Genomic DNA, 12,977 nt, shown 5'->3' on the forward strand with positions numbered 1-12,977 from the left:
CAGCCAGTGATACGGGCGACCGGTGGCGCGAAGCGGTCTGAGAGAATTGGTTCCGTGATCTCTCGAATCGATCTGCGCGGCAACGCCCTCCCCGAGGGGGGCGCCCTGCGCGACCTGCTGCCCCGTGCCGAGTTCGACGTGGAAGCCGCCCTGGAGAAGGTGCGGCCCATCTGCGAGGACGTCCATCATCGTGGCACGGCGGCGCTGATCGAGTACGCGGAGAGGTTCGACGGCGTCACCCTGGAGCGCATCAGGGTGCCCGCCGAGGCGGTCGCCGAGGCCCTGGACCAGCTGGACCCGCAGGTCAGGGCCGCTCTGGAGGAGTCGATCCGGCGGGCCAGGATCGTCCACCGCGAGCAGCGCCGCAGCGAGCACACCACCCAGGTGGTGCCCGGCGGCACGGTCACCGAGAAGTGGGTACCGGTCGAGCGCGTGGGCCTTTACGCGCCGGGCGGGCGCTCCGTCTACCCGTCGTCCGTGGTCATGAACGTCGTCCCGGCCCAGGAGGCGGGCGTCGAGTCCATCGCGCTCGCGTCCCCGCCGCAGAAGGAGTTCGGCGGCCTGCCGCACCCGACGATCCTGGCCGCGTGCGCGCTGCTCGGCGTCGACGAGGTGTACGCGGCGGGCGGCGCCCAGGCCGTCGCGATGTTCGCGTACGGCACCGAGGAGTGTGCGCCCGCGAACATGGTGACCGGCCCCGGCAACATCTGGGTCGCCGCCGCCAAGCGCTACTTCACCGGCCGGATCGGCATCGACACCGAGGCCGGGCCGACCGAGATCGCCGTCCTCGCGGACGAGACCGCCGACCCCGCGCACGTCGCCGCCGACCTGATCAGCCAGGCCGAGCACGACCCGATGGCGGCCGCCGTCCTGGTCACCGACTGCGCCGCGCTCGCCGACGCGGTCGAGCGCGAGCTGGAGCCGCAGGTCGCGGCGACCAAGCACGTCGAGGACCGGATCAAGCCCGCCCTGGCCGGCAAGCAGTCCGCGATCGTCCTGGTCGACGGGCTGGAGCAGGGCCTGAAGGTGGTCGACGCGTACGGCGCCGAGCACCTGGAGATCCAGACCGCCGACGCCGCCGCGGTGGCCGGGAGGGTCCGCAACGCGGGCGCGATCTTCGTCGGCCCGTACGCCCCGGTCTCGCTCGGCGACTACTGCGCGGGCTCCAACCACGTGCTGCCCACCGGCGGCTGCGCCTGCCACTCCTCGGGTCTGTCCGTGCAGTCGTTCCTGCGCGGCATCCACATCGTCGACTACACGCGCGACGCCCTCGCCGAGGTCACCCACCACGTCGTGGCGCTCGCCGAGGCCGAGGACCTGCCCGCGCACGGGGCGGCCCTGAAGGCGCGGTTCGGATGGAAGGTGCCGGGCCAGTGAGCACGTACGACATCGGCATCGACGACCTCCCCATCCGGGACGAACTGCGCGGCAAGTCCCCGTACGGGGCCCCGCAGCTCGACGTGCCCGTCCAGCTGAACACCAACGAGAACCCGTACCCGCTGCCCGAGCCGCTGGTCGCGCGGATCGCCGAGCGGGTCGCCGAGGCCGCGCGCGGCCTCAACCGCTACCCGGACCGGGACGCGGTGGAGCTGCGTACCGAGCTCGCCCGCTATCTCACCCGCACCGGCGGGCACCCGGTCGGCGCCGAGAACGTCTGGGCGGCCAACGGCTCCAACGAGGTCATCCAGCAGCTGCTCCAGACCTTCGGCGGCCCGGGCCGCACCGCGATCGGCTTCGAGCCCTCGTACTCGATGCACGGCCTCATCGCGCGCGGCACCGGCACCGGCTGGATCTCGGGCCCGCGCAACGACGACTTCACCATCGACGTCGAGGCGGCGAGGAAGGCGATCGCCGAGCACCGGCCGGACGTCGTCTTCATCACCTCGCCCAACAACCCGACGGGCACGGCGGTCGAGGCCGAGACGGTCCTCGCGCTGTACGAGACCGCGCAGGCCACGAAGCCGTCGCTGGTCGTCGTCGACGAGGCGTACGTCGAGTTCAGCCACCGCGCCTCCCTGCTGCCGCTCATCGAGGGCCGCCCGAACCTGGTCGTCTCGCGGACCATGTCCAAGGCGTTCGGCGCGGCCGGGCTGCGGCTCGGCTATCTCGCCGCGCACCCGGCGGTGGTCGACGCCGTCCAGCTCGTACGGCTGCCGTACCACCTCTCCGCCGTCACCCAGGCGACCGCGCTCGCGGCCCTGGAGCACACGGACACGCTGCTCGGCTATGTCGAGCAGCTGAAGAAGGAGCGGGACCGGCTGGTCACCGAGCTGCGCGCGGCCGGATACGAGGTGACCGACTCGGACGCCAACTTCGTCCAGTTCGGCCGCTTCGAGGACTCCCACACCGCCTGGCAGAAGATCCTCGACCAGGGTGTCCTGGTCCGTGACAACGGAGTGCCCGGGTGGCTGCGCGTCACCGCCGGCACCCCCACCGAGAACGACGCGTTCCTGGACGCGGTCCGTCAGCTGAAGAAGGAGCAGAGAGCATGAGCCGCGTCGGCCGTGTCGAACGCACCACCAAGGAGACGTCCGTCCTTGTCGAGATCGACCTCGACGGGACCGGAAAGGTCGATGTGTCGACGGGAGTCGGCTTCTACGACCACATGCTCGACCAGCTCGGCCGCCACGGCCTCTTCGACCTGACGGTCAAGACCGACGGCGATCTGCACATCGACTCGCACCACACCATCGAGGACACCGCCCTCGCCCTCGGCGCCGCATTCAAGCAGGCGCTCGGCGACAAGGTCGGCATCTACCGCTTCGGCAACTGCACGGTCCCCCTCGACGAGTCCCTGGCCCAGGTGACCGTGGACCTCTCCGGCCGCCCGTACCTGGTGCACACCGAGCCCGAGAACATGGCGCCGATGATCGGCGAGTACGACACCACGATGACCCGGCACATACTGGAGTCGTTCGTGGCGCAGGCGCAGATCGCGCTGCACGTCCACGTCCCGTACGGGCGCAACGCGCACCACATCGTGGAGTGCCAGTTCAAGGCGCTGGCCCGTGCACTGCGGTACGCGTCCGAGCACGACCCGCGTGCCGCGGGCATCCTTCCTTCGACCAAGGGCGCGCTGTGACCGGCCTCAACACCATCCTCATCGTCCTCGGGCTCTTCCTCGCGGGCGGCGTCTACTCCTTCATCAAGCAGGAGATGTCCAAGAGCCTGATCACGCTGCTCGCGATCAGCTCGGCGCTGTGCCTGGCCGCCGGCATCCTCCGCCTGGAGGTGTGGAATTGAGCGCGACCGCTCCTCGTAAGAAGGTCGTGGTCTTCGACTACGGCTTCGGCAACGTCCGCTCCGCCGAGCGCGCCCTCGCCCATGTCGGCGCGGACGTCGAGATCACCCGTGACTTCGACACGGCGATGAACGCGGACGGGCTGCTCGTGCCCGGCGTGGGCGCCTTCTCGGCGTGCATGCAGGGGCTGCGCGAGGCGCGCGGCGACTGGATCGTGGGACGGCGCCTCTCCGGCGGGCGCCCGGTGATGGGCATCTGCGTCGGTATGCAGATCCTCTTCGCCAAGGGCATCGAGCACGGCGTGGAGACCGAGGGCCTGGACGAGTGGCCCGGCACGGTCGGGCCGCTGAAGGCCCCGATCGTCCCGCACATGGGCTGGAACACGGTCAAGGCCCCCGAGGACACCGAGCTCTTCGCGGGCCTGGACGCCGACACCCGGTACTACTTCGTGCACTCGTACGCGGTGCACGACTGGACGCTGGAAGTCGGCAACGCCAACATCCGTGCCCCCAAGGTCACTTGGGCCACCCATGGCGAGCCGTTCGTGGCCGCGGTGGAGAACGGCGCGCTGTGGGCGACCCAGTTCCACCCCGAGAAGTCCGGCGACGCCGGCGCCCAGCTGCTGACCAACTGGATCGGAACCCTGTGATGTCCGCCAAGCTCGAACTCCTGCCCGCCGTCGACGTCCGCGATGGCCAGGCCGTCCGCCTCGTCCACGGCGAGTCCGGCTCGGAGACCTCTTACGGCTCCCCGCTCCAGGCGGCGCTCGCCTGGCAGAAGTCCGGCGCCGAGTGGCTGCACCTGGTCGACCTGGACGCCGCCTTCGGCACCGGCGACAACCGCGCGGTGATCGCCGAGGTCTCCGCCGCCATGGACATCAAGGTGGAGCTCTCCGGCGGCATCCGCGACGACGCCTCGCTGGCCGCGGCCCTCGCTACCGGCTGCACCCGGGTCAACCTGGGCACCGCGGCCCTGGAGACCCCCGAGTGGGTCGCCAAGGTCATCGCCGAGCACGGCGACAAGATCGCGGTCGGCCTGGACGTACGCGGGACGACGCTGCGCGGCCGCGGCTGGACGCGCGACGGCGGCGACCTCTACGAGACGCTGGCCCGCCTCGACTCCGAGGGCTGCGCCCGTTACGTGGTGACCGACATCGCCAAGGACGGCACGCTCACCGGCCCCAACCTGGAGCTGCTGCGCAACGTCTGCGCCGCCACCGACAAGCCGGTGGTGGCCTCGGGCGGCGTCTCCTCGCTGGACGACCTGCGGGCGCTGTCGGGCCTCGTCCCGCTGGGTGTCGAGGGGGCGATCGTGGGCAAGGCTCTGTACGCGAAGGCGTTCACCCTCGAAGAAGCCCTGGAGGCTGTGTCAGCATGACCGGTGCGCGGGTACAGAGCGGCAGTCCCTGGGAAGAGGCCTTCGGCTTCGCGCGCGCCGTGGTGGCGGGCGACCATGTGCATGTCGCGGGCACCACACCCTTCAAGGGCACGGTCCTGTACGGCGAGGGCGACCCCTACGAACAGGCCAAGGTCGCCTTCGGCAACGCGCTGGCCGCGCTCGAGGAGCTCGGACTCGGCGTCGAGTCCGTGGTCCGCACCCGGATGTACCTGACCCATGCGCGCGACATCGACGAGGCGGGACGGGCCCACAAGGAGCTCTTCGACGCCGTCCGTCCGGCGGCCACGCTGGTCATCGTGACCGGCCTGGTCGACCCGCGCATGCTGGTCGAAGTAGAAGTAGACGCGTACCGGGGCGCCCTGGGCGGCGCCCCCGAAGGAGCCCCCGCATGACCCTCGCGGTCCGAGTCATCCCCTGCCTGGACGTCGACAACGGCCGGGTGGTCAAGGGGGTCAACTTCCAGAACCTGCGCGACGCCGGCGACCCCGTCGAGATGGCCAAGCTGTACGACGCCGAGGGCGCGGACGAGCTGACGTTCCTGGACATCACCGCGTCCTCCGGCAACCGCGAGACCACGTACGACGTGGTGCGGCGCACCGCCGAGCAGGTCTTCATCCCGCTGACGGTGGGCGGCGGGGTGCGCTCCGCCGACGACGTGGACCGGCTGCTGCGGGCCGGGGCGGACAAGGTGGGCGTCAACACGGCGGCGATCGAGCGCCCCGAGCTGATCCGCGAGATCGCGGAGCGCTTCGGGCGTCAGGTCCTCGTCCTGTCGGTCGACGCGCGCCGCACCCCGTCCGGCTCCTTCGAGGTCACCACCCACGGCGGCCGCCGTGGCACCGGCATCGACGCGGTGGAGTGGGCGCACCGGGCGGCCGAGCTGGGGGCGGGGGAGATTCTGCTCAACTCGATGGACGCGGACGGGACGAAAGACGGGTACGACGTCGCGATGATCTCGGCGGTCCGGGCCCACGTCACCGTGCCGGTGATCGCCTCGGGCGGCGCGGGCCGCCTCGCCGACTTCCCGCCCGCGGTGGCGGCGGGCGCGGACGCGGTCCTGGCGGCGTCGGTGTTCCACTTCGGCGACCTGCGGATCGCGGACGTGAAGTCGGAACTGCGGGCGGCGGGCCACCCGGTCCGCTGAATTGCTCGCGCAGTTCCCCGCGCCCCTAGGAGGGCCCGAAGGGCCCATTTAAGGGGCGCGGGGAACTGCGCGAGCAACCCAGCACGATCCGCACCCGAAGAGATCCCTCGGAGAGTTTCGGGAAGGGGCGGGGTGGGGGATCAAACCCCCAGCTTCGCCTCCAGCGCCTTCGCCGCCGCGGCCTTGTCCCCCTCGACCTGGACGTTCGCCGCGCCCTGGCGGCCCGAGGCGAACAGGGCCAGTTCCCCCGGCTCGCCGGTGACCGTGACCACCGGGGTGCCGCGGCGCGCGACGGCGGTCTGGCCGTCCGGACGGCGCAGGACCAGGCCGACCGGCGAGCGCCGCCCCATCAGCCGCGCCATCTTCTCCAGCCGGGACCACAGCGCATCCGAGAACACCGCATCCAGCTCGCGCGGGGTCCAGTCGGGCTGGGCCCGGCGGACGTCCTCGCCGTGGACGTAGAACTCCACCGCGTTCGCCCCCTCGTCGACCTGCTTGAGGCTGTACGGCGAGAACTTCGGCGGCCCCGTACGGATCAGCTGGATCAGCTCCTCGTACGGCTTCGCGGCGAACTCCGCCTGCACCCGGTCCAGCCGGGCCTTCAGCGCGCCGACGAGCAGCCCGCCCGCCGCGTCCAGACGCCGCTCGCGCACGACCAGATGGGCGGCGAGGTCCCGGGTGGTCCAGTCGTCGCACAGGGTCGGGGCCTGCGGGCCCGCCGCCTCCAACAGATCGGCGAGCAGAAGCCGTTCACGCTTGGCATGGGTCGACATGGGGGTCAGCGTACGACCGCGGGCCCCGTCCGCCCAGTGGACGCACCGCCCGCCCACCGTCCGCGCCACGGCACAATAGGCCCATGACCAGCAATCTCGACCCCGCCGTCGCCGCCCGCCTCAAGCGCAGCGCCGATGGTCTGGTCCCGGCCATCGCCCAGCAGTACGACACCGGCGAGGTGCTCATGCTCGGCTGGATGGACGACGAGGCCCTGCACCGCACGCTGACCACCGGCCGCTGCACGTACTGGTCGCGCAGCCGCCGGGAGTACTGGGTCAAGGGCGACACCTCGGGGCATTTCCAGCACGTCAAGTCCGTCGCGCTCGACTGCGACGCGGACACGCTGCTCGTGAAGGTCGACCAGGTCGGGGCCGCCTGCCACACCGGTAACCGGACGTGTTTCGACGCCGACGTGCTGTTGCCCGCCACCGGTCAGTAGGGTCGGGCGGCATGGATCTCGAAACCTTCCGCAAGCTGGCGGTGGACCGCCGCGTCATCCCGGTCAGCCGCCGCCTCCTCGCGGACGGCGACACCCCGGTGGGTCTCTACCGCAAGCTCGCCGCCGAACGCCCCGGCACGTTTCTGCTGGAGTCGGCCGAGAACGGCCGGTCCTGGTCGCGCTACTCGTTCGTCGGCGTCCGCTCCGCCGCCACCCTCACCGCCCGCGACGGCCAGGCCCACTGGCTCGGCACCCCGCCGGTCGGCGTCCCCACTTCGGGTGATCCGCTGGCCGCCCTGAAGGCCACCGTCGAGGCGCTGCACACCCCGCGCGACCTGGTGGCCGGGATGCCCCCGTTCACCGGCGGCATGGTCGGCTACCTCGGTTACGACATCGTGCGCCGCCTGGAGAAGATCGCCGAGCACGGCGGCGACGACCTCAAGCTCCCCGAGCTGACGATGCTGCTCACCTCCGACCTCGCCGTCCTCGACCACTGGGACGGCTCGGTCCTCTTGATCGCCAACGCGATCAACCACAACGACCTCGACACGGGCGTCGACGAGGCGTACGCGGACGCCGTCGCCCGGCTCGACGCGATGGAGGCGGACCTGGCCAAGCCGGTCGAGTACGCGCCCGTCGCGCTGCCGACGTCGGAGCTGCCCGAGTACACCGCGCTGTGGGGCGGCCCGGCCTACCAGGACGCCGTCGAGGACATCAAGGAGCGCATCCGCGCGGGCGAGGCCTTCCAGGTGGTGCCCTCGCAGCGGTTCGAGACGCCGTGCCACGCGAGCGCCCTGGACGTCTACCGGGTGCTGCGGGCCACCAACCCGTCCCCGTACATGTATCTCTTCCGCTTCGACGGCTTCGACGTCGTGGGCTCCAGCCCCGAGGCGCTGGTCAAGGTCGAGGACGGGCGGGCGATGGTGCACCCGATCGCCGGGACCCGGCACCGGGGCGCCACCCCGCAGGAGGACCACGACCTCGCCGAGGAACTGCTCGCCGACCCCAAGGAGCGGGCCGAGCACCTGATGCTGGTGGACCTGGGTCGCAACGACCTGGGCCGGGTCTGCGAGCCGGGCTCGGTCGAGGTCGTCGACTTCATGTCGGTCGAGCGGTACTCGCACGTCATGCACATCGTGTCGACGGTGACGGGCCGGGTCGCCCCGGGCCGTACCGCCTTCGACGTCCTCACCGCGTGCTTCCCGGCCGGCACCCTCTCCGGGGCGCCCAAGCCGCGCGCGATGCAGATCATCGAGGAACTGGAACCCAGCCGCCGAGGCCTCTACGGCGGCTGCGTCGGCTACCTCGACTTCGCCGGCGACTCCGACACCGCGATCGCCATCCGCACCGCCCTGCTCCGCGACGGCACGGCATACGTCCAGGCCGGAGCCGGCGTGGTGGCCGACTCCGACCCGGTGGCGGAGGACAACGAGTGCCGCAACAAGGCGGCGGCGGTACTACGAGCGGTACACACGGCGAACAGGATCAGCGGCTAGCGACCCCCGCGCGCCTTGGGGGCCCGGAGGGCCCTCCTAGGGGCGCGGGGAACTGCGCGACAAGCCCCCACCGACCCGCAGCCGAACGATCAACCAGTGAACGCAGCAACGCCGTTCGGCGTACCAAGCCCCGACGGCCCGTCGTACCCCGTACCACCCGAGCACAGGTAGCTAGGCGAGCAACTGCCATTCGACCCGCTGGTCACGTCATTGAGCGAGGACGTGTGGGCGTACGGGAAGGACGAAGGGGTCGAGCCCGAAGACGGGGCACCGGCCAACGCGTACACCGCAGCGATCAGCGGCGAAGAAGCGCTGGTACCGCCGAAGACCATCCACCCCGTCCCCGACCCGTACGTGTCGTACACAGCCACACCCGTGGCCGGGTCGGCCACAGCCGACACGTCAGCCACAGTCCGCTTCGCGCACCCGCTGTCCTTCTGCCAGCTCGGCTTCGCGTCATACCCGGAGCATCCGGACCCCGCGCCGCTCCACACCGACTCGCTCCAGCCCCGGCTGTTGGAGGCCGAGCTGAGCGAGGTGCCGCCGACGGCGGTGACATAGCGGGAGGCCGCCGGGTACTCCACGCCGTAGCCGCCGTCACCGGAGCTGACGGTGATGGCGACGCCCGGGTGGTTGAAGTACGTGCTGTCGTACGACGTGTCGGAGGACGACTCGCCGCCGCCGTAGCTGTTCGAGACGTACTTCGCGCCCAGCGAGACCGCGGTGTTCACGGCCGTGCCGAGGTTGGTCATCGACGCCGTACTGGCCTCGACCAGCAGGATCTTGCAGTTGGGGCAGGCCGCGCTGACCATGTCGAGGTCGAGGGATATCTCCTCGGCCCAGCCGGAGTTGGCGCGCGGCAGCTTGCTGGTGCCGCTCTGGCCGACCTTCTTGAAGCAGCCGTTGGCGGTGGTGCAGGCGGACAGACCGTACTGGGAGCGGTAGGCGGCGAGGTCCGACTCGGCCTTGGGGTCGTCGTACGCGTCGACGATGGCGACGGTCTGCCCCGAACCGGCCGTGGCGGACGGCAGTTTGTACGCCGACTGGAGCGAGGCCGGGCCGTAGCCCGAGGGCGCGGCGGCAGCGGTCAGGGAACGCTCGGCGTTCGCCGACCGGACCGTGCCGCCGGTCACCTTGAGCGCCTTGCAGGCCATGACGTCCTTGTGCGTGGGGAGCGCACAGGAGCGGACGGTCGTCACACCGCGCGAGGAGCTCGGCGCCGCCTGGGCCAGGGGAGTCGCCAGGGCGAGCGCGGCCGCGGCCAGTGAGGCGGCCACGGCGGTGGGGGAGAGGTTTCTGCGCAACTTAGTTCCTCCGAGAGGTGGGTGAACCAGGGAGTACGTGCGGGTGCGCTGTTCCGGGCGTGACGCGTGGTACGCGGCACGAACCGCCGTGACCGTAGGGGTGACCGGCTCATGTCAACAAGATGAGTGCTGGACTATCTACCTCCGCTTTGCCGTACGGGCGATTCGATGGCGGATCGCTTGCCGGACCCGGTGCGACCCTTGCCCGACCCGGGGGTTGACTCCGGCCAGGGGGCGGTGCGAAATCACGCCATTACCCGGCCCCCGGTGACAAGATCGGTGCGCCGCAGGCGATAGTGGAGTACGTGAGTGCCGTTCCCGTACCCCAGTCGCGTGCCGAATCCGCGTCGCCAAACCGTGGCGGCGGCCGCCGCACCCTCGCCGCCGCCCTGCTCTTCGGCGCCGCCGGAGCCGCCGTCGTCCTGCTCGCCTCCGGGCAGACCTGGGCCAAGGGCCACGCCGCCGTCGGGGGCGGCACGGTGCCGCTGCACGCCACCGGGCAGAACGTGACGGGAGTCCCCGCCGCCCTCGCGATAGTCGGCCTCGCGGCCCTCGTCGCGGTCTTCGCGGTCCGCCGGGCCGGGCGGCTGCTGGTCTCCGCGATGCTGGCGCTGAGCGGCGCCGGCGCCTCCGTCGCCGCCTTCCTCGGCGCCGACAACAGCGCGGCCCTCGACGAGAAGGCCGCCCGCACCAGCGGCGACGCGGCCGCGACCATCGGCGGCCTCACCCACACCGCCTGGCCGTACGTGACCTTCGCGGGCGGGCTCCTCATCCTGATCGCCGGGCTCCTCGCGCTGCGCTTCGGCGCGAACTGGCCCGCCATGGGCGGCCGCTACGAGCGCGACGGCAGCCCCCGGGCGCGCAAGCCCCGCCCGGTCAAGGACCCGGACCGGCCCGAGGAGCTGTGGAAGGCGCTGGACCGGGGCGAGGACCCGACCGGCGTGTGAGCTCCCCCACGGGGGAGGCCCCGGGCTCGGGGCACGCACGCGGGTGCGCGACAATGGTCGATGAGCGGTCGGCGTCCCCGGGACAGAGCGGCCGGCCAGTCGACCCAGAGATTCACCAACGAGGAGCAACTCATGGCGGGCAGCAGCGGCGGCCACGGACACACCCCGGCCGCCTGGACCGGTGTCATCATCTCCTTCATCGGCTTCTGTGCGGCCTCGGTCTTCATCGTCGCCGCCAACCCGATCGGTTTCTGGGCCGGCACGGCCCTCACGGTGCTCGGCGCGGTCGTCGGCGGGGTCATGAAGATGGCCGGCATGGGCACCCCCAAGGAGACCCCCGAGATGACGCGCGCCCGCGAGGAGGCCGGCCTCAAGGCCGCCGCCCGCCTCGCCGAGGCCCGCTGACGCTCCGCGGAACGGCAGTACGCGCAATTCGTCGTACGCAGGTGAGGCGCAGTCCCGACGGGGCTGCGCCTTTCCGTATGAGCGGGGACGACGGGGCTGCGCCCTCGCGCGCGAGCGGGGACAATCGCCGGGTGGACGCCACCGAGACCCCGAGACCCGCAGCGGCCCCCGCCCCGGCGGCGCGCCGGCTGCTCGTGCCGCTGGGCACCCTCGCCGCAGTAGGCGCGGCCTTCGCGTATGTGGGCACGGTCGACCCGAACGAGCCGGGCCACTACCCCGTCTGCCCGCTGTACGCGCTGACCGGGATCTACTGCCCCGGCTGCGGCGGACTGCGCAGCGCCCACGACTTCATCACCGGCCACTTCGGCGCGGCCCTGGGAGCCAACGCGCTCGCCGTCGTCGGCTATCTGCTCTTCGCCGTCCTGTGGACCCTCTGGGCCACCCGTTCGGCGCGCGGGCTGCCCTTCCGTATCGACCTCAAGGACGCCCACTGGTGGGGCATCGGAGTGGTTCTGGTGATCTTCTCGGTGGCCCGGAATCTACCGTTCGGGTCTGTGCTCGCACCGTGACATTCCGTATATCTGCGCATGTCCCGGCTGTCCGCACAGTGGGACGGACGTCAACCGGATGCGAGCTCGGCGGCTCGGTGCGGATACCATCGTCATGGCTGATCCAGGCCGATCGTCAACGTCACCACCGTTTCGGAAGGGGGCCGCTCGCGTGAGTGTGCTCGACGAGATCATCGAGGGCGTCCGCGCCGATCTGGCGGAACGGCAGGCGCGGGTGGGCCTCGACGAGCTCAAGGAGCGCGCCGCCAAGGCGCCCCAGGCTCGGGACGGCGTCGCGGCTCTGCGCGGCGAAGGCGTCAAGGTCATCTGTGAGGTCAAGCGCTCCAGCCCCTCCAAGGGCGCGCTGGCGGCCATCGCCGACCCGGCGGGCCTCGCCGCCGACTACGAGGCGGGCGGCGCCGCCGTCATCTCCGTGCTCACCGAGCAGCGCCGCTTCGGCGGCTCGCTGGCCGACCTGGAGGCCGTGCGCGCCAAGGTCGACATCCCGGTGCTGCGCAAGGACTTCATCGTCACCGCGTACCAGCTGTGGGAGGCCCGTGCGTACGGTGCCGACCTGGCACTCCTGATCGTGGCCGCCCTGGAGCAGCCCGCCCTGGTCTCCCTCATCGAGCGGGCCGAGTCCATCGGGCTCACCCCGCTGGTCGAGGTGCACGACGAGGAGGAGGTCGAGCGGGCCGTGGACGCGGGCGCCAAGATCATCGGCGTCAACGCGCGCAACCTCAAGACCCTCAAGGTCGACCGCACCACGTTCGAGCGCGTCGCCCCCGAGATCCCCTCGCACATCGTGAAGATCGCCGAGTCGGGAGTGCGCGGTCCGCACGACCTGATCGCGTACGCCAACGCGGGCGCCGACGCCGTCCTGGTCGGCGAGTCGCTGGTCACCGGCAAGGACCCCCGGGCGGCCGTCGCCGACCTGGTGGCCGCCGGTGCCCACCCCGCCCTGCGGCACGGGCGGAGCTGACCCCACGATGCCGATTTCCGCCCGCCTCGCCCCCGGCTGCCGCCCCCGCGGCTGCCGCGCCCCCGCACGCCGGGTGCACGGGCGACGCGTGCGGTACGTGATCGGCTCGGAGCCGGGTCAGGTCAACGGGATGCGATGGCGCGGCTTGCCCTGAGCGCCGCCTGAGTTTGAGCGCCCCATAGGGGCGCGGGACTGTGTCCATATGCGACTCCGTCGCGTGGGCGCGACCAGCTCAACACGTACGGCGCCTGGGCGAACCCGTGACCACACGTAACCCAGGACCGGGGCCACGCTACGGC

General features: G+C 71.7%; 17 protein-coding genes. 15 read left to right on the forward strand and 2 right to left on the reverse strand.

The features are described from left to right. Window positions 1–54: 54 nt before the first annotated feature. The 8 genes from hisD to hisF are packed head-to-tail and all read left to right on the forward strand — an operon-like array spanning window position 55 to window position 5,783. Window positions 55–1,377 carry a histidinol dehydrogenase gene (gene hisD / locus BG418_RS13990; protein WP_188274148.1) on the forward strand — a complete coding sequence of 441 codons (1,323 nt, stop codon included), beginning with the start codon at window positions 55–57 and terminating at the stop codon, window positions 1,375–1,377. After that, window positions 1,374–2,492, forward strand: coding sequence for a histidinol-phosphate transaminase (locus BG418_RS13995; RefSeq protein WP_398998720.1), 1,119 nt, complete (start codon window positions 1,374–1,376; stop codon window positions 2,490–2,492). The genes hisD and BG418_RS13995 overlap by 4 nt, the downstream gene beginning before the upstream one ends. Then, complete coding sequence (gene hisB, locus BG418_RS14000; RefSeq protein ID WP_067158063.1) at window positions 2,489–3,082, forward strand: imidazoleglycerol-phosphate dehydratase HisB; 594 nt, start codon at window positions 2,489–2,491, stop codon at window positions 3,080–3,082. Before BG418_RS13995 ends, hisB begins: the two co-directional genes overlap by 4 nt. Continuing rightward, complete coding sequence (locus BG418_RS14005) at window positions 3,079–3,243, forward strand: hypothetical protein (protein WP_188274150.1); 165 nt, start codon at window positions 3,079–3,081, stop codon at window positions 3,241–3,243. Before hisB ends, BG418_RS14005 begins: the two co-directional genes overlap by 4 nt. After that, entirely contained in the window at window positions 3,240–3,890 is a 651-nt protein-coding gene (gene hisH / locus BG418_RS14010; protein ID WP_188274151.1) for an imidazole glycerol phosphate synthase subunit HisH, read from the forward strand. Before BG418_RS14005 ends, hisH begins: the two co-directional genes overlap by 4 nt. Beyond that, entirely contained in the window at window positions 3,890–4,618 is a 729-nt protein-coding gene (gene priA, locus BG418_RS14015; protein ID WP_188274152.1) for a bifunctional 1-(5-phosphoribosyl)-5-((5-phosphoribosylamino)methylideneamino)imidazole-4-carboxamide isomerase/phosphoribosylanthranilate isomerase PriA, read from the forward strand. The genes hisH and priA overlap by 1 nt, the downstream gene beginning before the upstream one ends. Beyond that, on the forward strand, window positions 4,615–5,031 hold the full coding sequence (locus BG418_RS14020) for a RidA family protein (protein WP_188274153.1): 417 nt from the start codon (window positions 4,615–4,617) through the stop codon (window positions 5,029–5,031). Before priA ends, BG418_RS14020 begins: the two co-directional genes overlap by 4 nt. Beyond that, entirely contained in the window at window positions 5,028–5,783 is a 756-nt protein-coding gene (hisF, locus tag BG418_RS14025; RefSeq protein ID WP_188274154.1) for an imidazole glycerol phosphate synthase subunit HisF, read from the forward strand. The genes BG418_RS14020 and hisF overlap by 4 nt, the downstream gene beginning before the upstream one ends. 140 nt (window positions 5,784–5,923) lie before the next feature. Here the strand turns inward: hisF and BG418_RS14030 are convergent, their stop codons facing one another. Beyond that, window positions 5,924–6,556, reverse strand: a complete 633-nt coding sequence (locus tag BG418_RS14030) for a TIGR03085 family metal-binding protein (RefSeq protein WP_188274155.1) — start codon at window positions 6,554–6,556, stop codon at window positions 5,924–5,926. A gap of 83 nt (window positions 6,557–6,639) precedes the next feature. Between BG418_RS14030 and hisI the strand changes: the two genes are divergently transcribed. Then, window positions 6,640–6,996, forward strand: a complete 357-nt coding sequence (hisI, locus tag BG418_RS14035) for a phosphoribosyl-AMP cyclohydrolase (protein ID WP_188274156.1) — start codon at window positions 6,640–6,642, stop codon at window positions 6,994–6,996. 11 nt (window positions 6,997–7,007) lie between these two features. Next, complete coding sequence (locus BG418_RS14040; RefSeq protein ID WP_188274157.1) at window positions 7,008–8,492, forward strand: anthranilate synthase component I; 1,485 nt, start codon at window positions 7,008–7,010, stop codon at window positions 8,490–8,492. Window positions 8,493–8,581: 89 nt separating this feature from the next. Here BG418_RS14040 and BG418_RS14045 read toward each other — a convergent pair whose 3' ends face one another. Further along, window positions 8,582–9,796, reverse strand: coding sequence for a S53 family peptidase (locus tag BG418_RS14045; RefSeq protein WP_188274158.1), 1,215 nt, complete (start codon window positions 9,794–9,796; stop codon window positions 8,582–8,584). Between the two features lie 296 nt (window positions 9,797–10,092). Here BG418_RS14045 and BG418_RS14050 point away from each other — a divergent pair, with 296 nt between their 5' ends. The 5 genes from BG418_RS14050 to trpM all read left to right on the forward strand — a co-directional run bounded on the left by BG418_RS14050 (window position 10,093) and on the right by trpM (window position 12,832). After that, the gene (locus tag BG418_RS14050) at window positions 10,093–10,743 is read left to right on the forward strand and encodes a TIGR02234 family membrane protein (RefSeq protein WP_188274159.1); all 651 of its coding nucleotides are present in this window, start codon (window positions 10,093–10,095) and stop codon (window positions 10,741–10,743) included. Between the two features lie 132 nt (window positions 10,744–10,875). Continuing rightward, a complete protein-coding gene (locus BG418_RS14055) occupies window positions 10,876–11,148 on the forward strand; it encodes an HGxxPAAW family protein (RefSeq protein WP_188274160.1) in 273 nt (90 codons plus the stop codon). Window positions 11,149–11,279: 131 nt separating this feature from the next. Next, window positions 11,280–11,717, forward strand: coding sequence for a DUF2752 domain-containing protein (locus BG418_RS14060; RefSeq protein ID WP_398998730.1), 438 nt, complete (start codon window positions 11,280–11,282; stop codon window positions 11,715–11,717). A gap of 151 nt (window positions 11,718–11,868) precedes the next feature. Further along, window positions 11,869–12,678, forward strand: coding sequence for an indole-3-glycerol phosphate synthase TrpC (gene trpC, locus BG418_RS14065; RefSeq protein WP_188274162.1), 810 nt, complete (start codon window positions 11,869–11,871; stop codon window positions 12,676–12,678). Continuing rightward, the gene (gene trpM, locus BG418_RS41180) at window positions 12,644–12,832 is read left to right on the forward strand and encodes a tryptophan biosynthesis modulator TrpM (RefSeq protein ID WP_398998733.1); all 189 of its coding nucleotides are present in this window, start codon (window positions 12,644–12,646) and stop codon (window positions 12,830–12,832) included. Before trpC ends, trpM begins: the two co-directional genes overlap by 35 nt. Window positions 12,833–12,977 lie beyond the last annotated feature (145 nt).

Origin of the sequence: Streptomyces sp. CBMA152 (assembly GCF_014596475.1) — a bacterium.
In the GTDB taxonomy this organism is placed as follows: Bacteria; Actinomycetota; Actinomycetes; order Streptomycetales; family Streptomycetaceae; genus Streptomyces.